The following is a 22437-nucleotide window of genomic DNA, read 5'->3' as shown; positions in this document are numbered from 1 at the left end:
CCTAAAAATTTGCACTAAACCAATGAGATATGACTGCCATAATTTCGCGTTCAGGAATAATGCCTTCAGGCAAAATAACTTTAAAAATAAGTCGGAATACGCAATACACCAAGGCCAAAGAAACAAGGGTTAATCCAAGGCTGACTACCCATCCTTTACGATGTAAAAATGTCATCGCAATAAATAAGAAAATAGCGGCAGATAGAATGAAGCCAATCGGCTCTAACATAACTGCGAACATCAAAATTAACGCCATAACTATGCCGATAATCGGAGGGAATATATGCCGAATAAAACGTACATGTGGTTCTAGTGGAAGACGTATCGTTTTAATAAGCACCAAGCAGGCACTTATTACCATTATGCTCGTAGCGGCAAGAGGCAGAGCTCCTGATGAGCTTAATGAAGAAAATTGTGCAATGGCGTATGCCTGCCAAAACAGAAACAAACTGGCGATTAAAACGAGCAGATTGAACAGAAGTTCACCTGGTCGACGGCTAGTGGGGTGATTCATCACGACTCTCCGACAATGCTGAAAAAAAACGGCGGGGAAGGACGCTCCCCGCTAAGAGCGAAGCAATGGAAATTAGCTTCTTGGGTGATTCAAATTAATGTATCAAAATTCAGTAAATAGCCTTGTTAAGGTTAAGGACGCGGAATATTGAACTCTTCTGGTGATCGCTTAGAAAAACCTGCTTCATGAACTAACCAAGAAGAAGTAGAGCGATAACCACTTAAAAAGTAATTGGCTTCTTCTCCTGAAATATTCAGAATCGTAAAGCCACGTTTTTGCATTAAATCAATAAAATCGGGGTGAAAAGCAGCCTGTTGGAATGCGCCTTGAAGCTTCTTGACGACATCATCGGGAGTTCCTTGTTTTACGAATATTCCAAAGAATGGCCCCCAAGGTAGGTAGCTTTTTAAACCTGGGAAAGTGTCAGTGATAGGTGCTACACCTGGCAAAAGTTTATTGGCCTCTTTATCTACAAGGCCGATTACTTTCATACGACCAGCTTTAATCTGTTCAATGGTTGCACCTAACACCGCTGGCATTACATCAATTGCGCCGCCTTGTAATGCGGTTAATGCTGGACCATCGCCATTGTAAGGGATGCTGGTGTAGTCCAATGAAATTTGTGATTGCAGCATTGCCATTACAATTGAGGTTAAACCACCATTACCCGTTGAACCAATTTTCAATTCACCGGGATGAGCTTTTACGAAATCAGTAAATTCTTGCATGTTGTTGTAAGGCGCATCATTTCTTGCAACAAAAACTGGCGTACCGCGAGCTAATATATTGATGGTGATCATGTCGTTATAATCCATGTCACCTAAGCCTAATACCTTATACATTTGTGGGTTTTCCGCTCCCATCAATAAGGTATAGCCATCATCATCTTTACTGTTGACGTATTTCATTGCGATGGCACCAACTCCACCTGTTTTATTGGTCAAGACAATGTCGACACCGAGAGCCTTTTCAGCATGAGGTGAGATAGAACGCATTACGGTATCAGTTGAGCCGCCAGCTCCCCATTGGATAATGCCTTGGATATCCTTTTCAGGAAAAGCAGCTAATGCTGTTGTGGATAATGTTAGTGCGGTTAATGCGCCAATTATTGTTTTTTTCATCATAACCTCCAGAGAATTATGCCCAGTTGGGCGTAATGCGCAAAAGGGAAAGCCTTTTGCGCTATTAGTGTGTTTTTAGTTATTGATTGGGTGATCTCGCAGCATGAAGTCCACTAAAATTTCAGCTTCCGCATTGAACATGCCTGCTCCAACCATCGTGTTACAGCCGAGGCTTCTTGCATGCTCGACCATAGGAGACACTTCCGGTTTGGTGATAGCGTCTGCAACAAATTGCTTGCTATTAAGTTTGCTAACATCGACAGGATATGGGTCGCCTGCGCGCATACCGACTGGTGTAACATTGGCAATAAAATCAAAGCCTGTTGGATCTTGATCTCCCACTCCTGCACGGTTTGGAAAACGTTCATTTAAGCGTTTGATAAGTGAATTCAATCTATCTTGGTCGAGGTCATAAATGGCTAGGTATTCTGCCTCTCGTTGTAGAATCTCAAATGCTACCGCGGACCCAGCTCCTCCTGCGCCGATTAGTAGGGCTCGCTTACCTTTAACATCAAAACCTTCCTTTTTGACGCCATCTACATAGCCAATACCATCAACATTGTCGCCATATAATTGGCCATTACTTTGTTTACGGATGATGTTGACAGAACCAACAAATTTGGCGCGTTCAGAGACTAGGTCACATGCGTCTAGGGCTGGGATTTTGTGTGGAATCGTAATAACAATGCCATGAACGTTTTGTGTTTTGCGTAAGGACTGCATAACGTCTATAAAGTGTTCCGGTGCTACATGCATAGGCGGAACTATGCCGTTCTCTTCTCGACGTTGCAGGATTTGCGTTAGAAATTGAGGTGAACGTACTTGGGCAATAGGGTCGCCTAGGATAGGGAAAATACGAGTTTCACCGGTAATAATAGTCATCGATCTACACTCCTGAATTAGTGTGTTTCACATGTCGCTTTTGTTTGCGACATCGTGTTTTTTTGATTGGTATTTAAAGGGTTAATCGCGTGCTGTATTGCTTTGTATGCAAACACAATAGCGGGTCCAATAGTGATGCCTGGACCTGGATAGGTTCCGCCCATAATCGAATGCAAGTCATTACCGCAGGCATAAAGTCCGTCAATCGGTTCGTTATTGATGGTTATTAATTGTGCGTGCTTATTACCGACCAAGCCTTGTGCGGCGCCGATGTCGGCAGGTTGAAGTTTCACTGCGTAGTAGGGCGGCTGATCAAGTGCACCTATGGTTGGATTTGGCTTTTGGTTTGGATCACCATTGGCTTTTTGGTAAGCCGTACTGCCACGTCCAAATAAGGTGTCTTCACCCGTCTTAGCTGCGCTATTAATACTGGCAATACTGCTTGATAGTAGGGTCTCATCAATTTGTAATTGCTGAGCCAGTTCGCTAATACTTTTGCCTGTTTTTAAGTAGCCATCTTGTAAATAAGGTGCTGGATTGTCGCCACCCAAGCGCACCATACCTAATCCATATTTGGCGAGCCCTTTTGCATCGGTGATGATCCACGCGTGTTTTGTATTTTTTCCGCCTTCTAACATGGCTTTCCCAAATTCATGGTAAGAGACCGTTTCATTTACAAAGCGTTGGCCATTGCTATCGACACATAAAGTGCCTGGTTTTGAACGGTCGAAAACAAAATGTGGAAAGACGGCTTTCGTACCGTTTTTGCGTTGTCGGGTAGAAACGGGCGCCCAAAATGCTGCTTGGTCATGCCCTTGTCCATAATGAGCGCCTAATAATTCGACTTGGTGGTGTAAATTGCTGCTGTGTCCTTCAGCCGATGGGGAATCTGCCGGTAGTTGTTTTGGTAACAACTTAGCGCGTTTTTCAGGATTTCGAGCGAAACCGCCAGAAGCCAAAATAATGGCTTTGTTCGCAATCAAATGGCGAACTTCACCATTTTGGCTAAGCGTTAATCTACTTACTTTTCCTGCTGTGTTTTTATTAATAGCAAGGGTTTCAGTGTCTACGAGTAAGTCTATGTTGCGGTCGAGCATGGATTGCAGCATTCGAGCTACTAAGGCATGCCCCATCACGCTACGACGAGTACGACCATACAAGGCCCTATCGATAGCATATTGGGTGACGACTCTAGCGGTATACAAAAATGACGTAGAAGATTTAAAGCGAGCCAATAAGTGTCCAATATCTTCACGATTTACCATCATGCCACCCAATACCGTAAATTCTGGAATGGGATGACGCAGCAAATTTAAGGCAGACCCTAAATGTTTGGCTACATAAGGGAGCGGTTCTAAAGCTCGCCCATTTAAAGAGGCATCTGGAAGATCTGCCAAATAGTCAGGATGATAAGCGCAAGCTCTAAATTTTACTTCTGTGTTATCAACTAAGGTGTGAATGGCTTCAGCACCAGACTCTAAAAAAGCTTCCCGCAGCGAACGTTCACTTCGATCACCCACAGCATGATCAAGAAAGTTCATCACCTTCTCTTTGGTGTCATTCATTGGCGTGTCTTTGAGATATCGCGTCATTGGAACCCAAGTGGTACCACCAGATAATGCAGTAGTTCCTCCCACATAATGGGTACGCTCAATCAGTAACACTTTTTGACCTTCAATTGCGCCAAAGAGCGCTGCTGCCATGCCTCCCGCGCCAGCACCTAATACGATGATGTCGTATTGAGTCTGGTCTAAGCATTGTTTTAAACCTTTATATGGGTCTAGTTGGCTCATCACTTATTACCTGTCTATTTACTCTTAAAAAGAGCTTGTTTTTGTCTTTATGTTTTATACTATTTCATAAAGCTGAAACTGTTTCAATAATTAAAATAGTTTCCAATGTGGTTTTTTTTTGCTAGTGTGAATAGAATCACTTCCAAGCAGTGTCTAAAAAGACACATAAACAAACTTGGGAGACAGTGATATGAGCAGTGCGTTAGCAAAAGCGCTCTCTGTAATGGAGTTTTTGGCTTACCAGCCTATCGGTAGTGCCGTGAGCGATATTGCCAAATCGTTAGATATGCCAATCAGTGGCGTGCATCGATTGCTAAAAGAATTAGAAGGTTTGGGTTATGTGCGGCAAGTCCGAGGCATGGGGGACTATGAGTTAACCATCAAGTTGGCTTCGCTTGGTTTAGCGTTTCTTGGGCAGACAGGCATTGGCAATATTAGCCAGCCTATTTTAGATGAACTAGCTCAGCAGACTCGTGAACTGGTGCGTTTGTCCCTAGCTGACAATGGTGATTTGGTTTGGGTTGGCGTATCGCAAGGTTCAACATCTGCATTGCGCTATCAACCAGGGCAAGACCAAGGCAAGGTGGTTCATCTCGCTTCTTCGGCTGGTGGACAAGCTTGGTTAGCGGGCATGAGCGATGAAGAGGCTATCTCTTTGGTCATGCGCCAAGGCTTAGTCAAAGATAATGCGCCGGGTGTTTCCGCGCCAGTTACGGTGGCGGATTTATTGTCGGTATTAAAAACGGTACGTGAGCGCGGTTATGCCGTGAATCATGACAGCTATTTAGATGGCATGGCTGCTATTGCCATGGTGGTGCGTAATCCGGATAGCGGAGAACCCATCGGAGCAGTCAGTGTTGCCGGGCCATCGGTAAGAGTTACGCCTGAAGTAATGGATACTTATGTAGAGCCATTGCGGCGGGCAGCAATAGCGCTAGGAGACGCGAGTAGAGCCTCGTTGTATTTCTCCAAGCGGGAGTAAATAACAACGATAGACAGGGCCCTAGAATGGCAAGAAAGTTCCCAATAACAACACCTCTTTCAAATCAATATGATGTCATTGTAGTTGGCTCTGGAGGCGGCGGGTTAAGTACCGCTGTACGTGCAGCTCACTTAGGGCTTTCGGTTTTATTATTAGAAAAAACTGATGCTCTGGGTGGGACAAGCGCTTGGTCTGGTGGCTGGTTGTGGATTCCACGTAATCCACTTGCCATAAGAGCAGGTATTCATGAAGACGCAGAAGAACCTCGACGTTATATTTGCAGTGAAATGCAAACCGATAGCCTCGATCCTCGTTTGGACGCATTTTTAGAAAGCGGACCAGAAATGGTCGATTTCTTTGAAACTCAAACAGCCCTTAATTTTGTTGATGGCAATGCTATCCCTGATTTCCATGAATTAGACGGTCATGCTCTTGGTAGTCGTTCTGTTGCCGCAGCACCTTTTGACGGTCGTCAGCTAGGTAAATGGAAACATCATGTTCGTCCACCTTTGTCGGTAATTTCACTCTGGGGAATGGGGATTGCTAGTGGTGCGGATATGCGCCACTTTTTTAACGCTACTCGCCGTTTATCTTCCATGATGTACGTTACCAAACGATTAACTCGCCACGCCTTGGACTTGGTGAGATTTGGTCGCAGCACCCAATTAGTAAATGGTAACGCTTTGGTAGGTGCATTATTGAAAAGTGCGTTGGATTTAAACGTTAGGGTGCAAACCAATGCGTCTGTTTCCACGCTTATTAAAGATGATCAAGGTCGTGTTACCGGTGTCGAAGTGATCATCAACGACCAGCTACACAGTATTTCTGCAAGCAAGGGTGTGGTGATGGCTACGGGTGGTTTCCCTCATGACACAAAACGCCAGGCTGAACAATTTAAAGGTAATACTGGGTTTGGTCACTATTCTGCCGCCCCTAAAAGCAATACAGGTGATGGGATTAATATGGCGGAGTCCATCGGCGCCAAAATATGTGATGATCTAGCAAACGCTGGCGCTTGGAGTCCTGTTTCTTTAGTTCCAAATGGCAAAGAGCAAATTCATTTCCCACATCTAATCGAACGTGCCAAACCCGGCATTATTGCCGTGCTACCAAATGGAAAGCGTTTCACTAGTGAAGCGAATTCTTATCATGATTTTATGCGCGCTTTGTTTGATGCAAGTCCAGCAGATAGCCAGCCTTATTGCTGGTTGTTAGCAGATCATAAAGCTCAACGACGTTGGGGGCTGGGTTGGTCAAAACCTTTTCCATTTCCAACATCTTACTTTGAGCGTACAGGCTATCTAATAAAAGGTAAAAGTCTTGCAGATCTTGCTCTTAAATTAGGCGTTCCCGTAGATGCTTTAACCGAAACTGTAGCGCGTTTTAATTGCGACGCTAAGATCGGTTTTGACAGTGAATTTCAGCGTGGAGAATCGCCTTATAACCATATTCAAGGTGATCCAGAACAAACGCCTAATCCTTCTTTAGCAGCATTAGAGCAGGGGCCTTTTTATGCGGTGAAGATTGTACCGGGGAGTTTGGGCACATTCTCTGGTGTGAAGACTAATGAGCATGGGCAAGTGTTACGTCCCGATCAGTCTGTAATTTCAGGCTTATATGCTGTTGGTAATGATATGTCGAGCATCTTTGGTGGCCACTATCCAAGTGGCGGCATTACTTTAGGTCCAGCCATGACATTTGGTTATCGAGCCGCCAACCATTTAGCAGAGTGATGTCTCTGCACTTTTGAAAAATCTTTTAAAACAACTCTTAAAAAGGAAAAAAATCATGAAGTATTATGATATTGCGACACTGAAAACCGTTATTTTTGGTGCTGGTAAAGCTGCGGCAGGCATTCAGGCATTTTTGGAAGCGCCGGAAGCTAAGGGTAAATTATTAGGTGCTTGGTTTGCTGATGTTGGTCACTTAAATGAAGTTTATATTCTTCGTGGCTATGAAACCGAGCAAGATTTAATTGAAGAGCGTAAGCGTATTCGTCTTTCAAATGATCCGTTCAATTGCGGCGACTTATTGGTTGATTTACATATGGATAGCTATATTCCTTTGGACTTTATGCCTCCAGTTGAGCCAGGTGAGTTTGGTCCTGTTTATGAAATTCGCACCTATCATACTAAATTGAACGGCTTGGCTCCGACGATTGAAAAATGGCGTGAAGCTGTGCCACCTCGTACAGAGTATTCTGCGTTAACAATAGCTATGTATTCACTAGATGGCGGTCCTCGCTTTACTCAAATTTGGCCTTATAAATCAGCTAACGAACGTGCTGAAATACGTGCAAAAACCGTTGCTGAAGGTGTTTGGCCGCCAAAAGGTGGCCCTGATTGGTTAACGCCAGACATGACATCAACTTTGGCAATGCCGATGGCATTCTCTCCTCTTAAATAAGGTACTTGCCATGGCTTATTCGTTTTCTCTTGCTTTCCTAACCTTGTTTGATGTTTCGCCAAGTGAAGCGGTCGAGATCGCTGCTAAAACGGGTTTTTCCCATGTCGGTTTCCGTCTTCTGCCCTCCGCATCGGAGGGACTTTATCCTCTGATGACGGATGATAAAGTGTTTAAAGAAACGCGAGCAGCCATGCAAGACACAGGGATCAAATTAGCTGATATTGAAATTGTACGTCTTGGAGAGGCTTTTCGCGTGGAAGATACTTTTCGTTTCTTGGAGCGAGGGGCAGTTTTAGGGGCGAAAAATGTACTGGTAGCGGGCGATGATGCTGATGAGGCACGTTTGATTGAGAACTATGGTGAATTCTGTGAAGCTGCTCATCATTATGGTATGACGGCAGACTTGGAGTTTATGCCATGGACCAAAGTGCCTAATATTGCATCGGCATTACGGGTCGTTGACGGTGCGAATCAATCAAATGGTGGCGTACTCATTGATGCATTGCATTATCATCGAGCGGGCATGAAGCCGCAGGATGTAAAAACGATTGATCCTAAGTGGCTTCATTACGTTCAGTTTTGTGATGCGATGGCTGAGTTTGATCCATCTACAGAAGGTTTGATTCATATCGCTCGTCAAGCACGCCTTAACCCGGGTGAAGGTGAAATTGATTTGGTATCGCTTCTACAAGCAATACCAGACGAAATGGTGTTGAGTATCGAAGTGCCAAACTTCGATTACGCTAAAAAGCAATCACCTACCGAACGCGCGAGTCGAGCGTTGGATGGAATGAAAAGTATTATTGAAAAAGCACAATCATAATATTTTTTATATGTAACAGCCCCAAAAAACGAACAGTCTCACTGTGAGTTTTTTGGGGCTCTGTTCAGTCTGAAGAAACGGGTAGCGCATGAGGGCCACTTTGTAAGGACTCAATTAAATACTCGACACATAACTTTAGTGTTGCTGAATAGGTGAGACGTGATGGTGTCACTGCCCAAATATCGGTTTGTTGAGTGTAATCCGGTAAGATGCGTACCAGTTTTCCTTTGGCTAATTTATCGTGAATATCCCAGTCAGATAGCATCGCAATGCCTAAACCTTGTTCAGCCCACTCGTGGATCACGTCAGCGTGGTTTGATCCCATGCCGCCAGTAATACGAACGGCAGATTCCTCTTTATTGTTCTGCAAACGCCATACACCTAGCATTTGATCTCTTTGTCGGAATAATAAGCAATCGTGCAAAGCCAAGTCATCTAATGTCTTAGGTGTTCCTTTACGTTCTAAATAAGCTTTAGAAGCACAGAGCATTCGTTGGCTTTTTACTACTTTATGACTGATTAAGTGTGGTTCGGTTACATCTCCTGCACGAATGTCGATGTCATAGCCTTCATTGAGCATATCGACACGACGGTCGACCAACTCTAACCAAATATCGAGCTCTGGATATTCTTTCGCTAGCTTCGATAAGATTGGTGCAATGTAGTTTCTTCCTAAGCGTAAACTGGTGCTGATGCGAAGTTTTCCTGAAGGGCGAATGCGTGCGCTTGATACGTCTTGCTGTAGGCGAGTGGCGGCATCTAATACTTGTAATGCGCGTGTGTGTGCCAAGATACCTTCACTGGTGATTTGCACAGAACGAGTGGTGCGGCGAAACAGCAGCACGCCAAGTGACTTCTCTAGATCAGCGATGCGCTTACTAACAGAGGCTTGTGCCATGCCAAGCTCCTCCGACGCTCCAACAAAGCTACCAGTTTTTACGACCGCACAGAGGACATTTAGGTCCGTTAAGTTCCATTTATTATTCGTCATATCTTAATAGTGAATTAGTTTTTTGGTTAATTATTTGTGAAAACCGATTTATTACTATCATAGAAGGACAAATAGAAAAGGCAAGATTTCTGCCCTGATTAATAATAAAGATAATAAGAGGATAAAAAATGGAGCAGTTAAATATTACTGTAGTTGGCGCTGGATTGATTGGTTTGTCACACCTAGAACGCATTTACCAACATCCAGAATGCCGAATCGGCGCCATTGTAGACCCTTCAGAGAATGCAAAGGCAATAGCAGAGCAATACAAGGTCCCTCTATTCACTACGTTAGCGCAACTGTTTGAAAATGCTCAGCCTGATGGCATTATTTTGGCGACGCCAAATCAATTACATGTTGAACAAGCGTTGGAGTGTATTAAACATAATGTTCCAGTGTTGATTGAAAAGCCAGTTTCTCAATCTATTGAAGAAGGCAAAGTGCTATTAGATGAAGTAAAAAAAACAGGTAATAAGGTACTAGTGGGTCATCATCGTGCATATAGTAGCATCATGGAAAAAGCCCGAAATTTAATTAAATCAGGCGTTATTGGCCGTCCTGTTGCCGTGATGGGCAGTGCGCTATTTTATAAACCAGATAGCTATTTTTTGGAGGGTATGTGGCGTACGCAAAAAGGCGGTGGGCCAATATTGCTAAATTTGATTCATGAAATTGGTAATTTACGCTACTTATTAGGTGAGGTTGCCGCAGTCCAAGCTATGAGTTCGAACACAGTGCGTGGTCATGAAGTGGAAGATACAAGTGCCATTACTTTACAGTTTGAAAATGGGGTATTAGGGACCTTTTTATTGTCTGATACAGCGGCGAGTGCCAGAAGTTGGGAACAGACCTCACAAGAAAATAAAGCCTATTCCAGCTATGAGGATGAAGATTGTTATCATATTGCTGGAACGGAAGGTTCGCTGTCTATTCCTACCATGCGTATTAAACGCTACCTTAAAACTGAAGACAGATCTTGGTGGAAACCGTTTGATTGTTCCGTAGAAACTCCACGACGAGATGATCCATTAGTTGGGCAGATAGATCATTTTTGTCGAGTAATTCGTGGCGAAACTGAGCCGCGCGTTAGCGTTCAAGATGGCTTACAGAATCTCATGGTGGTGGATTGTATTGTTAAAGCAGCTCAAACTGGGGCTAGAGTGCAGGTTGCTAAAATCGAATAAACTAAACGTCTAATAGACAAACAAGGCATTAACTCACTCCCATAAATGACAAAATAACAGCGAGTGTAACGAATGACACTAATGTGGTGACCAATAAAATACTTGCACAAAGAGAGCGAAAACCATACTGGCTACCAATAATTGGATAAATACTCATCATAGGAACTGCCGCAATCAAGATGCCGCCGAGTAAAAGGTTACGGTCCATTTCCGGCATAAAGAGCGCCACGACAGCAATCATCAACGGATGTAGTACTAGTTTTCCTGTGGTGACAAAACAAATGTCTTTGGCATTGCCTGTTAGGCTGGTTCCGACTAATGAACCTCCAAGCACAATGAGTGCGAGAGTCGCGGATGCGCCGGATAACATGACTAATACTCGATCAATTACTGCAGGCAGTTCTAGGTGAAAAGTCGATGCTAATACCCCGCCAGTGACGGCTAGAATTAACGGATTTTTGATCAACCTTTTTACCACAGTATAGAACATGTAGGTGGGCTTAAGACCTTGGCCTCTGGATGAGCTGATTTCTAAAATCACAAAAGTGATGGGTAGAACCAAAATGTTCTCAATGATTAACGACATGGCAAACGCCGCCGTTGGGGGATTACTGAATGCCAGCAACATCACAGGATAGGCAAAGAACGCAGAGTTTGAATTTGCCATCCCCACGCCTTTTAATGTGCTCTCGATTAAAGAACGGTTCATTATTTTTAAGCTGATCAATACGCCGATTAGCATGGTTAATAAGGAGCCGATGGCGTAAGTGGCGAGATAGGTTGGAACAATGACCTCATCAAATTCCATTCTGGCCAAGGTACTAAAAATCAATGCAGGAAGCGTGAAATACATGACGATTTTTGCCATGCCCGCAATGGTGTCACCAGGAACCAATTTAACGCGAACCGCAAAGTACCCCAACATTATCATGATAAAAATCGGGGTTGTGATCGCAATAATGGTCAGCATCTATGGTTCCTGTATGGGCGGTTTAAATTGCGGGTTCATCTCTATGATGATCAATTGGTTTGTAATAGCTGTCTAAGGTTTGTGCAGTATCTCGAATCGCATTCATAAAGAGTTTAAGCGCCATAGAGGGAACCGAGTCCGCTCGTGTTGTTAAGCCAACTGCTCCTAGCGTTTCTTTTGTGTCGATAGGCAATTCATCCAGTTCACCATCAGAAATTTCGCGTGCTACTACACCACGCGAAATGATCCACACCGCATCGTTATTACGAATAAACTCCTTACCAAATGAGTCTGATACAGTATCGATTCTATCGGTCAGAGTACTAACGCCTTGGGACAATAAAAAACGGTCTACATAGGGCGCGGTAATAGAACCTTTTGGTGGATAAAGTACAGTGTAATTGGCAATATCGCTGATCTGGAAGTTTTCTTTTGTCAGCAATGGGTGATTTGGGCGAACAGTAAAAGCCACTTGCTCTGAGTACAAATGTTGGAACGACAAGCCCGACATAGCTTCTGGAACGCCTAAGCGTCCAACGACTAAATCCAATTCCCCAACGCGTAACTGACTCATTAATAAAGCATTTTGGCCAGAGACTAAATGCAGGCGTACATCAATTCCGCCAGTACGAAAGCGCTTCACGGATTCTGGCAAAATACTAGTCGCAACAGTAGGCAATACACCAATACTAATACGGCTGATGCCTTTTTGTTGCGCTTGTGCAACACGTTCGGTGCCTTCTCGTAATGCGGCGACGCTGGTGCTGGCGTGTTCTAGAAACACATTGCCGAATGGAGTAAGTTCAACGCCTTTTTTACTGCGCTCTAATAGTCTAACGCCCAGAATGTCTTCTAGTTCTTTGAGTTTTTTCGATACGGCGGGTTGGGTCAGAGCCAGTACATCAGCAGCGCGAACAACGCTGCCTTGGCGAGTGACTTCTAAAAAGCATTGAAGGTGGCGATATTTAATACGGTTTTCTAACATAAAAAGTCTCCCATCGTACTCTCATGGTTTCAGTCGCTGCTAATTGGCTATTAGGTAGTCAGCCACTAAGTAAGAAACACTAAGGAATCAGGCTCATTATAAGCGCTAATAAGGGAATGATTTTTCTATATTACACTCCTATATCACGTTTTTGGAAAGGAGCTATGTATTCCTTTTTCGATATATTTTTAGCGCTTTATTTCATTCTTAATATGACTCTCAATATAAAAATCTTGTGCTAGCATCAATATTAGTAAATATAGAAGCAAAAATCAGGTTTGTTTCTCATATATCGTTTTCGTTATGAAATGTAGACAGTCAGGGCGTAAGAATGAAGACAGCACTCGCAACCGTTACCATATCTGGCACGCTGAGAGAGAAATTCGAAGCGGCGGCAAAAGCCGGTTTCCAAGGCGTGGAAATCTTCGAAAATGACTTAACTCAGTTCGATGGTACGCCAAAAGATGTGCGTCGTATGGCGCAAGATCTAGGCTTGGAAATTATTGCTTTGCAACCATTCCGAGATATGGAAGGTATGCCTGAGCCAATGCGCTCGCAAAAGGCCAAGATGCTGCAGCACAAAATCGATGTTGCTCATGAATTGGGTACGAATCGTTTGTTGTTTTGCAGTAACGTGCAGCCTTACTCTTCTGCAGATCGTGATGTTTGCGCGGCGGACTTATTTGCTCTTGCTGAAATAGCCAAGAAAGAAGGCATCATGCTGGGTTATGAAGCCCTAGCTTGGGGTTACCATATTGCCGATTATCATGAAGCATGGGATCTGGTTAAACGTGTTGATCACCCGAACTTGGGTATTATTTTAGATACCTTCCACATGTTTTCCCGTGGTAATACGCTAGATGTTCTGCGTGATGAAATTCCGCTAAACAAGATTGCGCTGGTGCAAGTGGCCGATGCGCCAAGTCTACAAATGGACGTGTTGCAATACAGTCGACATTTCCGTTGTTTCCCTGGCCAAGGCGACATGCCGGTGGTCGAGTTTTTACAAGTTTTGAAAGACAAAGGGTTTGATGACTATTTGTCCCATGAAATTTTCAACGACGAATTTCGTTCTTCTTCACCACTAGAAAAAGCCATTGATGGCATGCGTTCATTGATTTGGCTTGATGACCAAACAGTGAGTAAGCGTGAAGAAAAAACCGCCCCTATTGTGGCTCCACAAATTAGCGATGTGGAATTTATTGAATTTGCGATTGAAGGCGAAAGCGGAGAAGCGCTGACCAATACTTTGGCTCAGTTGGGTTTCCATGAAACACATAAACATCGCTCTAAAAACGTTAGCTTGATGCGTCAGGGCAATATTAACCTAATCCTCAACCGCGAGCCGAAAAGCCAAGCCCACGAGCATTTCCAAAAGCACGGAGTATCGGTTTGTGCGATGGCGTTTGCCTCTGAAAACGTCAAAGCTACTTTGTCTCTTGCTGAGCGTTATCGAGTTGAGCGTTTTGATAATCAGGCCGGTCCAGGTGAATTAAATATTCCAGCACTTCGCGGTATTGGCGATAGCTTGGTGTACCTTGTTTCAGCAGACGCCGCAGTACGTTTTTTCGAAGTGGATTTCAAACCAATTCAGGGTATTCAAGGCGAGTCTGGTGTTGGCTTAACGCGATTTGATCACATTGGCCAAACGGTTTCCAATACGGACTTTTTATCAGCGACTTTCTTTTATAAATCGTTGTTTGGTTTCGATATCGATGCCAGCCAAGACTTGCCTGATATTCATGGATTGGTGGTGAGTCGTACGGCGCTAAGCAAAGACAAACGTGTGCGTATTCCATTGAATATGACCAACGCTCGTGGCGCGTCGGCGCAGCGTTTTATTCAGAAATCAAAAGGCTCTGGTGTGCATCAAATTGCTTTTGCTTGTGACGATATTTTTGCTGCGGCAAAAAACATTGATAGCGAGAAGCAGTTACCGATTCCACACAACTATTATCGTGATATTGAAGCGCGCTTTGGTTTGCCTGCAGAGATGATTAAAAAATTACAGTCACACAACATCATGTATGACCAAAATGACGAAGGTGAATTCTTCCATTTCTATACAGAAGAAGTACATGGCGTCTTTTTTGAAGTTGTACAACGAGTTGGTGATTACAGCCGTTATGGCGAAGCGAATGCATTTGTCCGTCTTGCCTCACAGGCGCGCCAAGAGAAAAAATAAATCATTGTCATTGCGGGGAATGATTTATTTTAGGCGTATTCATTTGTGAGGAAATTATGCCGGAGGAAGGAAACTTCCTCCGGTTTTTTTTGCTTTAAAAAGTGGAAAAGACAGCTGCGTCTTTTTGTTATTTGGCGGTTACTTGGAACTGACCAACCAGCGAGTTGAGCTTCAAGGCAGACAATCCAACGCGGGACGAACGTCTTTGTAGTGCAGCAATCGAGCGTTGCATTTGTTCTGTCGCTGCACCCATTTCATGTGCGGTTTTCGCATTTTCTTTGTTGCTTTCGTTGAGCAATAAAATAGCCTCAAACATGGTGTCGACTAAGGCGTATAAAGCACTGTCGCCAGTGTTGGTTTGTTCGTTTGCCATGAGATTTTTATCGACATTTTCTGCGCCTTTTTCCATAAAACTCACCGCACTGCGAGTTTCTTCCTGAATACCTTCTAGCATGGCTTGTATTTCTTCTGCAGCGGCGGCTGTTTTGGATGCTAGACTGCGTACTTCATCGGCCACGACGGAAAATCCACGTCCATGTTCGCCCGCTCTTGCGGCCTCAATAGCGGCGTTTAATGCCAATAAATTAGTTTGGTTGGTGATGTCCGAAATGGTGGTAATGATACCGGCAACTTCATTGGTTTTTTGATCTAGTGACTTTACCGATTCAGCTGTGGCTCGCACTACATCGCGTATTTCTTGTGTGCCTGTTTTGGCGTCTAGCAAGCGAGATTGTGTTTCTGCTGCCACTTGATTCATCGCTTGCTTCAAATCATCCGCGGTTTTCGATGCGTTTTGCACTTCGTCTATTTGTTGCTGAAACACTGTCAGCATGCTTTCAACCGTAGATTCGAGATAGTGCGAGGCTTGGCTTGCTTCTTCATTAGTGCGAACCATAAAGTCATTAGACTTTTTGACGTTGGTGCTGGCAGAGATAACTTGTCCCATAGTGGTATCAAGATTATCTATAAAGCTGTTCATCCAGCGTCCCATATCGCCGGTTTCGTCGTTGGCAAGATCGTCGTCAAGGCGCTGCTTAAGGTTGCCTTCACCCTCTGCGATGGTTTGAATTACTTCCGTCATTTGGCTCATGCTGCTGCTTATTTTTTTGGTGCTGAGTCTATTAAATAGCAGCCCTGCGACGGTTAAGCTGGCGAAAGCCGCCAAGCTGGTCAAGACAATGGATAAGTTGGTGTAAGCCTGTAATGAAGTGCTGACGATAAGAGGCACGCTGGAAGCCAATAGGTAGCTTTTCATTAATTTTAGATTGATAGAGCGACGACGATAGACTTCTTCCAAATCGCCTTCACACATCATCCCCCAAGTGTCTGGGCTGCCTTTTAACTGAAAGGTAACGCCTTTGCCGATAACAGGAATATGTCGATAGTCAGAATAACCGGGGTAAGTCACAAAAAGATTCTGGCCGTTCTTGATGGTTTCTCTTACGCCAGGGTGCAGCTCTTTTGTGGCTGGGTCAGTAAAGCGGATTTCAAACTCTGTGTGTTGTTGAACTTTAACTGTTCCCCAGTTTGTGGTTATTCCGCTTTTTAGGTTTTCGCCATGGCTGAAGGTGTTATCTTCAAAACGTGAGCGGGAAAGTGCTGTTCCGGGTAATAGGGATTTGTCGAACTCAGACTTCACCATGAACAAATAGTTGTCGCCGGATTCTTTATAAATGTGTCCCGCTTCGCGCTGGATTAGATCGCCAACTACATCATTGGGAACGCGAGCGCAAATAGCACCAACGCTGATGCCGTTTTGTTTAATTGGCAGGTAAAACATCAGGGTCACTGCATCATGGAATTTTGAGCTGGAAGCGCCGATGCTTAGCGTGTTTTGGTCCACGTATGGTCCATGGAGGAACTGATGATTTAAGCCAGCTTCTACTGCTTTAGCTTGTAAGTCTGTCTTATTGACACGGTCTTTTGTGGTGGAATTGAGCACTTTGCCTTGCGTATCAATCACGAAGTATTCAGACACGTCAGGCACTATACTTAGACGTTCTTCTAGCGCTTCTTGTTCAATATGAGGGAATGAGCTAGTTATTATTTCTAATAAAACTTCTAATTGTGACCATTGATTATTCACCCAAGTATTGAGTAGTTTTACCCTTGTGTTGGCGATGCTTTCAAAGGTTTTTTCAATATTGGGGTAAGTGTCTTTATTTAAGTAGCATGACCAAAAGAGAGAGAGTCGTCCGGTATTGCCAAACCAAGGTAACCAACGACGTTCTTTTGCTGAAAGTAACATCTGATTGCTTTTCAAACTCATATCTATATTGCTCCGTTGCGTTAAGCACTACTTCGTTGCATGCGCTTAGGGGGAGCTTATAAAAAGCAATTTTTTTGCCATTGTTTTTTCAATATAAAACTTTAGTTTGATGCACTGCTAACTTATAAAAATACCTTATCATTCGACTGAATATGAAGAGTAAAACAGTGTTTTATTTAATGGCGGATTTTTAAAGTTGCACCAAATTGGTGTATTTGTTTTTTTATTGCTCTCTGTTGGTTCTTTTTGGCGATAAAAGATAATTTTTTGACGTTTTTAGTTTTTAGTTTTTAGTTAAGTTTTGAGTAGGAATAGAGAATGAATCTTTTTGGTGGTGATAAAGTAAAAAACACTGACTACCTCATCTATAAAATTGGTAGTCAGTGTTTGCTAAGCAACAATTAAATGAATTAACGGAAAAGTTTCCGCTTCAGCCATTTTGTCCAAATAGGCGATTGCGTAAATAGAATTAAAACAATCACACTAAATAGCACTGTTGAAAGTGGGCTGTGGAATAGGTTAATAAATAAGTCCCCAACACTGCCACGTTCAGACAGAATAGCACGACGCCAGTTCTCGTCAGTCAAGGAACTCAAAATAACACCTAAGATTACTGGGCCAACGGGAAAACCGTATAGACGCATAAAGTAGCCAAATACACCAAAGGCGAGCATCCACCAAATATCCGTAATGGCATTGTTAATCGCATAAGCACCAACAATAGACAAAAGGAAAATTAACGGAATCAAAATGCCTTTAGGGCATTCGACAATTTTCGAGAAAAGTCTAATGCCAGTTAAGCCAAAGATCAGTACGAAAATGTTCGCTAGAGTGAGGTTACCGACGGTAAACCAGAACATATGAGGCTGTTCGATAAGCAACAAAGGACCTGGGTTTAAACCATGAATAAATAAGGCGCCGATAAACACTGCTGTTACTGCGTCCCCAGGGATACCCAAGGTTAACATTGGAATATAAGCACCACCGACAGCAGCGTTATTCGCCGATTCTGGTGCGATCAAGCCTTCTTTAGCACCTTCACCAAATGGAACTTTTGGATTCTTAGTTACGCGTTTAGCATGGTCGTAAGCCATCAGCGCGGCAATATCACCACCGGTTCCGGGTAACGCTCCTACAATGACGCCAATGAAAGACGTTTGTAAGCTCAGCGGCATGTACTTTTTAATGTCTGACCATTTTGGAATGATGCGAGATATCTTCTGCTTCACTACGGCCTTGTTCATGTGGTGTAACTGGTGCAAGGCTTCAGAAATACCAAACATACCAATCATTACCGCAACAGGGTTAATACCATCCCAAAGCTCGACAACGCCAAACGTAAAGCGCTCTTCGGCTGTCATTGGGTCTAGTCCAACGGTACCGATCAATAGTCCAAGAGCGCCAGCAAAAATGCCTCGAGCCAAACTGCTGCCAGACAAAGAGCCTACTAGCATAATTCCAAGCACGCCCAACATCATGTAATCGCGCGGTTGAAAGGTAATAGCAAATTCACTCACCGTTGGTGCGGCAATAGCCAAGACGATAATGCCGACAAAGCCACCGACCACAGACATAATTGTAGATAAACCAATGGCTTCCCCAGCTAAACCTTTTTTCGCCAAAGGATAACCATCTAGAGCCGTAGCAATAGCAGAAGGAGCACCTGGGATATTAAGCAATATAGCGGTACGAGAGCCTCCATATACCCCACCCATGTAGACACCAACCATAAGACACAGTGCGTAATTTACATCCCATGAGAAGGTAAATGAGATCAAGATAGAAACGGCCATAGTGACCGATAAACCGGGAATAGCGCCGACGTAAATGCCCAAGAAAGTTCCTAGTGCTGTTAAGCCTAGTAATTCAGGGGACAACCAAGACATGGCGAAATAATTAAAAGCATCCATAAGGTGACTATCTCCACAAAGACTTTATTGAGGATAGGATTTCGCGCTCAGGTACGATGCCTTCTGGAAGCACGACTTGAAAAACGAGGCGGAAAATAATGTATACAACAATCAGTGCGAACAGCGTAATAGCGAGTGTTATGAGCGGACTGCGTCGATATAAAAATTGGATGGAAATGAATAGGAAAGCAAAACTAGTAAGAATGAATCCTAAGCTTTCCAGCACCACTGAGTAGATCAAAATCAATGCCATAATGGTTGCAATAACTGGCGGGAAACAGTGATAAACGAAACGAACATCCTTTGCTGCAGGTACTTTCAACGTGTTCAAAAAAGTCACACAAGATGCCAATATCATGGCAGCAGAAGCGGCAAGTGGAAACGCGCCAGGAGAGCTTAACGAGCTGAATCCTGAAATATTATAAGCTTGCCAAAATAGATAAACACTTCCTAAAACCAATAGAAAACAGAATATGCGTTCACCAGGTTTACGGGTTTTGATCATAGGAGATTGACTGGACATGGTAACTCCAGATAAAGCAAAAAGAGGAGACGCGACTTATTGTCAGTTAAGTCGCGTCTAGGGATCAAAATGGAACGATAACCTTATGGTTTACGGATACCAAACTCTTCTGGTGAAAACTTACTAAAGCCTGCATCATGCACTAACCAAGAAGATGTTGAACGGTATGCTTCTAGGAAGTAATCGGCTTCTTCACCTGAAATATTCATGATGGTGAAACCGCGCTTTTGCATTAGATCAACAAAGTCTTTGTTGAAAGCGGCTTTTTGGAAGGCTGCTTGCAATTTTTCTACCGCTTCATCAGGTGTGCCTTTTTTCACGAACACGCCAAAGAAAGGCCCCCATGGTAGGTAAGACTTCATGCCTGGTAGTGCATCAGTGATAGGTGCAAGGTTAGGCAAAAGTTTATTGGCTTCAACATCAACAATACTGATGGCTTTCATGCGGCCAGCTTTGATTTGTTCGATAGTAGCACCTAGTACGGCTGGCATTACATCAATAGCACCACCTTGAAGAGCCGTCAGTGCTGGGCCATCACCATTATACGGAATGCTGGTGTAGTCTAGTTTGACTTGAGAATCCAGCATAGCTGTAACAATAGAAGTTAACCCGCCAGGGCCTGTAGAACCAAATTTCACTTCGCCTGGATGGGCTTTTGTATACTCAATCAGTTCTTGCATCGTGTTAAATGGTGCGTCGTTGTTTGCCACAATAATTGGCGTACCACGAGCTAGCACATTGATCGCGATCATATCGCTGTAATCAATATCAGAAAGCCCTAAAATTTTGTACATCTGAGGGTTTTCAGCCCCCATCAAAAGCGTGTAACCGTCGGCAGCTTTCGCATTAACATACTTAGTTGCAATAGCACCAACACCGCCAGTTTTGTTGGTTAGGATAATGTCTCCGCCAAGCTCTTTTTCAACGTGAGGGGCAATAGAACGCATAACCGTATCGGTTGAGCCGCCCGCTCCCCATTGGATAATGCCTTGTATATCTTTAGTTGGATAATCTGCGAAAGTTAGAGAGGAAGAAAGGGATAGTGCTGCTAGTAACGCTATTGTTGTTTTTTTCATTAGGGGCCTCTGTAGCGTCCATCTTTTGATGGTTTTGGCTTTGTTAGTGTTTTTATTATTAGCGATAGATACCTGATCAATCCTTGAGTGAGTATTTCGCAACCGCTATAACCTTAGCTGATCGATGATTGTTGATAAAGGCTGTATCGATTCCATATGTTACTCATTTTATTGCCTTTTAGTTATAGATAGCTTGGTTAAAATATGTAATTTATTATTTATCTGAGAGACGAAACAGAACGAGTGAAAGAACCTATTAATATCAACTTATTGATATTAATAGGTAAAAGTAAGCGATGTTTTTATAGCGTGGTTGAAAAAGCGATGCGGGTAAGGTTTTCAGTCTGGTCAGTTTTCACCACCACATTGTCTTCAATACGAATGCCACCATAGGGCATGAAGTATTTAATGCGTGCCATATCGCAACCGTGATTTGATACTTCTGCCTGCATCTTATCTATTAGCATTGGAATGAAATACAAGCCGGGTTCAATGGTGATCACCATATTCTGTTCTAATGTTCTGGTGAGGCGTAAAAAAGGAGCGTGCTCGTCTGGCATGCTTAAGGTGCCCGCTTGATCAATTTGATGGCCGCCCACATCGTGAACCTGCAATCCAAGCAAATGACCCAAGCCGTGAGGAAAGAAAATTTGTGGAATGCGTTTTGCTAATTGCTCTTCAACGCTTAAAGCACAAATCTTATGTTCAAGCAGTAATGCCGCAATACCTGCTAGCGTGTTTTGATGTAAATCGCGGAAGGCAACACCAGATATGGCGCTACGGCAAAGCTTTTGTTCCATTACATCAAGGTCATTGATCAAGGCGTTAAAGTCATCATCGTGACGGGTAAAAGTACGGGTAATGTCACTGGCATAGCCATGTTCGTTGGCACCAGCATCAATCAGTAGAGTACGAGAGTTGGCGACTTGTTCTATAGATTTATGTTCATAATGCAAAACAGCTGCATGCTCGTCTAAACCGACAATGCCCGGATAAGGTTCTTGGAAAGCACTTTGTTGGCTGGCTTTTAAAAAGGCGAGATGGATTTCCAGTTCGCTCATTCCTGCAAGAAACGCTTCTTTCGCCGCGAGATGACCAGCAGCACCGCGCATGCTGGCTTGGCGCATGGCTTGAATTTCGAAGTCTGTTTTCACGGCCTTAGCAAAATCGACATAGGCTTTTAAACCATCACAAGCGACAGCGAAAGGCATGGCTTGTGGACCAAGCCAAGCGGTTTTATTGGGTAAATCAGCGAACCATTTGTCTGTTTTTTTCGCCGTAACAATGTTCCAGTTTTGTTGCCAATCGCCGCTAGGAACAGGATTTGGAGCGTGCCAGAAATCGTCACGAACAGGCCAAACTAACGTCGGCTTTTCGCCCATTTTTAGCACAACATAAGTTTCTGCACCTAAGGTAAAAGGTAACCATTGTTGCGCGCCAGAATAGGCATGAAAAGGATGGGTATGATCATCCTGAAAGTAATAACTTTTTCCCCCTGAGGCTAAAACAATGGCATCTAGGCCAAAATGCGTCATGGCATTTTCATATCGATTGATGAGAACGGCAAGATGTTCTTGATATAGTGTCGTCATAGAAGGACTCATATTTATCTGCAAGTGTTAGCTAGAATGCAGACTTGTATCCATTAAATCTGCATTGTGTATTCAGGGGGATAAACTATTAGGATACGCTAAATTTTAAGGGGGCTCTCACTATTTTTTGGCTGTAATTTTATTGAAGCCAAGCACTAATCCTCTAAATAAGACAAATGCACAAAGTACAGAAAAGAACGCCAGTAGTAAGTCATTTTCCACATCAAGTAA

The 22437-nt window shown here is 43.6% G+C and carries 18 protein-coding genes; 6 read left to right on the top strand and 12 right to left on the bottom strand.

Translation table 11 applies throughout. The features are described 5' to 3' along the window. Position 1 precedes the first annotated feature (1 nt). The 4 genes from BUA59_RS13120 to BUA59_RS13105 all read right to left on the bottom strand — a co-directional run bounded on the left by BUA59_RS13120 (position 2) and on the right by BUA59_RS13105 (position 4310). Positions 2–514: a tripartite tricarboxylate transporter TctB family protein gene (locus BUA59_RS13120; RefSeq protein WP_072840154.1), complete on the bottom strand. Its 513-nt coding sequence runs from the start codon at positions 512–514 to the stop codon at positions 2–4. Between the two features lie 131 nt (positions 515–645). Next, complete coding sequence (locus BUA59_RS13115) at positions 646–1635, bottom strand: Bug family tripartite tricarboxylate transporter substrate binding protein (RefSeq protein ID WP_072840153.1); 990 nt, start codon at positions 1633–1635, stop codon at positions 646–648. 75 nt (positions 1636–1710) lie between these two features. Further along, entirely contained in the window at positions 1711–2517 is an 807-nt protein-coding gene (locus tag BUA59_RS13110) for a shikimate dehydrogenase family protein (protein ID WP_072840152.1), read from the bottom strand. Between the two features lie 17 nt (positions 2518–2534). Then, a complete protein-coding gene (locus BUA59_RS13105; protein ID WP_072840151.1) occupies positions 2535–4310 on the bottom strand; it encodes an FAD-dependent oxidoreductase in 1776 nt (591 codons plus the stop codon). Between the two features lie 190 nt (positions 4311–4500). Here BUA59_RS13105 and BUA59_RS13100 point away from each other — a divergent pair, with 190 nt between their 5' ends. Genes BUA59_RS13100 through BUA59_RS13085 form a run of 4 tightly spaced genes read left to right on the top strand, consistent with a single transcriptional unit; the run spans position 4501 to position 8521 of the window. Beyond that, positions 4501–5292: an IclR family transcriptional regulator gene (locus BUA59_RS13100; RefSeq protein ID WP_072840150.1), complete on the top strand. Its 792-nt coding sequence runs from the start codon at positions 4501–4503 to the stop codon at positions 5290–5292. Between the two features lie 26 nt (positions 5293–5318). Further along, positions 5319–7025 (top strand): FAD-dependent oxidoreductase, encoded by a 1707-nt coding sequence (locus BUA59_RS13095; RefSeq protein WP_072840149.1) that lies wholly within the window; start codon positions 5319–5321, stop codon positions 7023–7025. A 55-nt stretch (positions 7026–7080) separates the two neighbouring features. Then, positions 7081–7698, top strand: coding sequence for an NIPSNAP family protein (locus tag BUA59_RS13090; protein WP_072840148.1), 618 nt, complete (start codon positions 7081–7083; stop codon positions 7696–7698). A gap of 10 nt (positions 7699–7708) precedes the next feature. Then, a complete protein-coding gene (locus BUA59_RS13085) occupies positions 7709–8521 on the top strand; it encodes a sugar phosphate isomerase/epimerase family protein (protein WP_072840147.1) in 813 nt (270 codons plus the stop codon). Positions 8522–8585: 64 nt separating this feature from the next. On the opposite strand, the gene BUA59_RS13080 is transcribed toward BUA59_RS13085, so the two are convergent. Continuing rightward, complete coding sequence (locus BUA59_RS13080) at positions 8586–9512, bottom strand: LysR substrate-binding domain-containing protein (protein ID WP_072840146.1); 927 nt, start codon at positions 9510–9512, stop codon at positions 8586–8588. 128 nt (positions 9513–9640) lie between these two features. Here BUA59_RS13080 and BUA59_RS13075 point away from each other — a divergent pair, with 128 nt between their 5' ends. Next, positions 9641–10696 carry a Gfo/Idh/MocA family protein gene (locus tag BUA59_RS13075; RefSeq protein WP_072840145.1) on the top strand — a complete coding sequence of 352 codons (1056 nt, stop codon included), beginning with the start codon at positions 9641–9643 and terminating at the stop codon, positions 10694–10696. A gap of 28 nt (positions 10697–10724) precedes the next feature. Here the strand turns inward: BUA59_RS13075 and BUA59_RS13070 are convergent, their stop codons facing one another. Next, positions 10725–11666, bottom strand: a complete 942-nt coding sequence (locus BUA59_RS13070; RefSeq protein WP_072840144.1) for an AEC family transporter — start codon at positions 11664–11666, stop codon at positions 10725–10727. A 22-nt stretch (positions 11667–11688) separates the two neighbouring features. Next, positions 11689–12651: a pca operon transcription factor PcaQ gene (pcaQ, locus tag BUA59_RS13065; RefSeq protein WP_072840143.1), complete on the bottom strand. Its 963-nt coding sequence runs from the start codon at positions 12649–12651 to the stop codon at positions 11689–11691. A 331-nt stretch (positions 12652–12982) separates the two neighbouring features. On the opposite strand from pcaQ, the gene BUA59_RS13060 reads away from it, so the two are divergent. After that, positions 12983–14836, top strand: a complete 1854-nt coding sequence (locus BUA59_RS13060) for a bifunctional sugar phosphate isomerase/epimerase/4-hydroxyphenylpyruvate dioxygenase family protein (protein WP_072840142.1) — start codon at positions 12983–12985, stop codon at positions 14834–14836. 127 nt (positions 14837–14963) lie between these two features. Here the strand turns inward: BUA59_RS13060 and BUA59_RS13055 are convergent, their stop codons facing one another. The 5 genes from BUA59_RS13055 to pepQ all read right to left on the bottom strand — a co-directional run bounded on the left by BUA59_RS13055 (position 14964) and on the right by pepQ (position 22206). Beyond that, positions 14964–17105, bottom strand: a complete 2142-nt coding sequence (locus BUA59_RS13055) for a methyl-accepting chemotaxis protein (RefSeq protein WP_072840141.1) — start codon at positions 17103–17105, stop codon at positions 14964–14966. 410 nt (positions 17106–17515) lie between these two features. Beyond that, positions 17516–19015, bottom strand: coding sequence for a tripartite tricarboxylate transporter permease (locus BUA59_RS13050; RefSeq protein WP_072840140.1), 1500 nt, complete (start codon positions 19013–19015; stop codon positions 17516–17518). A gap of 7 nt (positions 19016–19022) precedes the next feature. Further along, a complete protein-coding gene (locus BUA59_RS13045; RefSeq protein WP_072840139.1) occupies positions 19023–19538 on the bottom strand; it encodes a tripartite tricarboxylate transporter TctB family protein in 516 nt (171 codons plus the stop codon). 83 nt (positions 19539–19621) lie between these two features. Beyond that, positions 19622–20614 (bottom strand): tripartite tricarboxylate transporter substrate binding protein, encoded by a 993-nt coding sequence (locus tag BUA59_RS13040; RefSeq protein WP_072840138.1) that lies wholly within the window; start codon positions 20612–20614, stop codon positions 19622–19624. A gap of 302 nt (positions 20615–20916) precedes the next feature. After that, a complete protein-coding gene (gene pepQ / locus BUA59_RS13035; RefSeq protein WP_245813150.1) occupies positions 20917–22206 on the bottom strand; it encodes a Xaa-Pro dipeptidase in 1290 nt (429 codons plus the stop codon). Positions 22207–22437 lie beyond the last annotated feature (231 nt).

This window comes from Marinomonas polaris DSM 16579, assembly GCF_900129155.1.
In the GTDB taxonomy this organism is placed as follows: domain Bacteria; phylum Pseudomonadota; class Gammaproteobacteria; order Pseudomonadales; family Marinomonadaceae; genus Marinomonas; species Marinomonas polaris.
The sequence above is the reverse complement of the archived record's forward strand: the minus strand, read 5'-3'. Positions and strand labels throughout refer to the sequence as shown.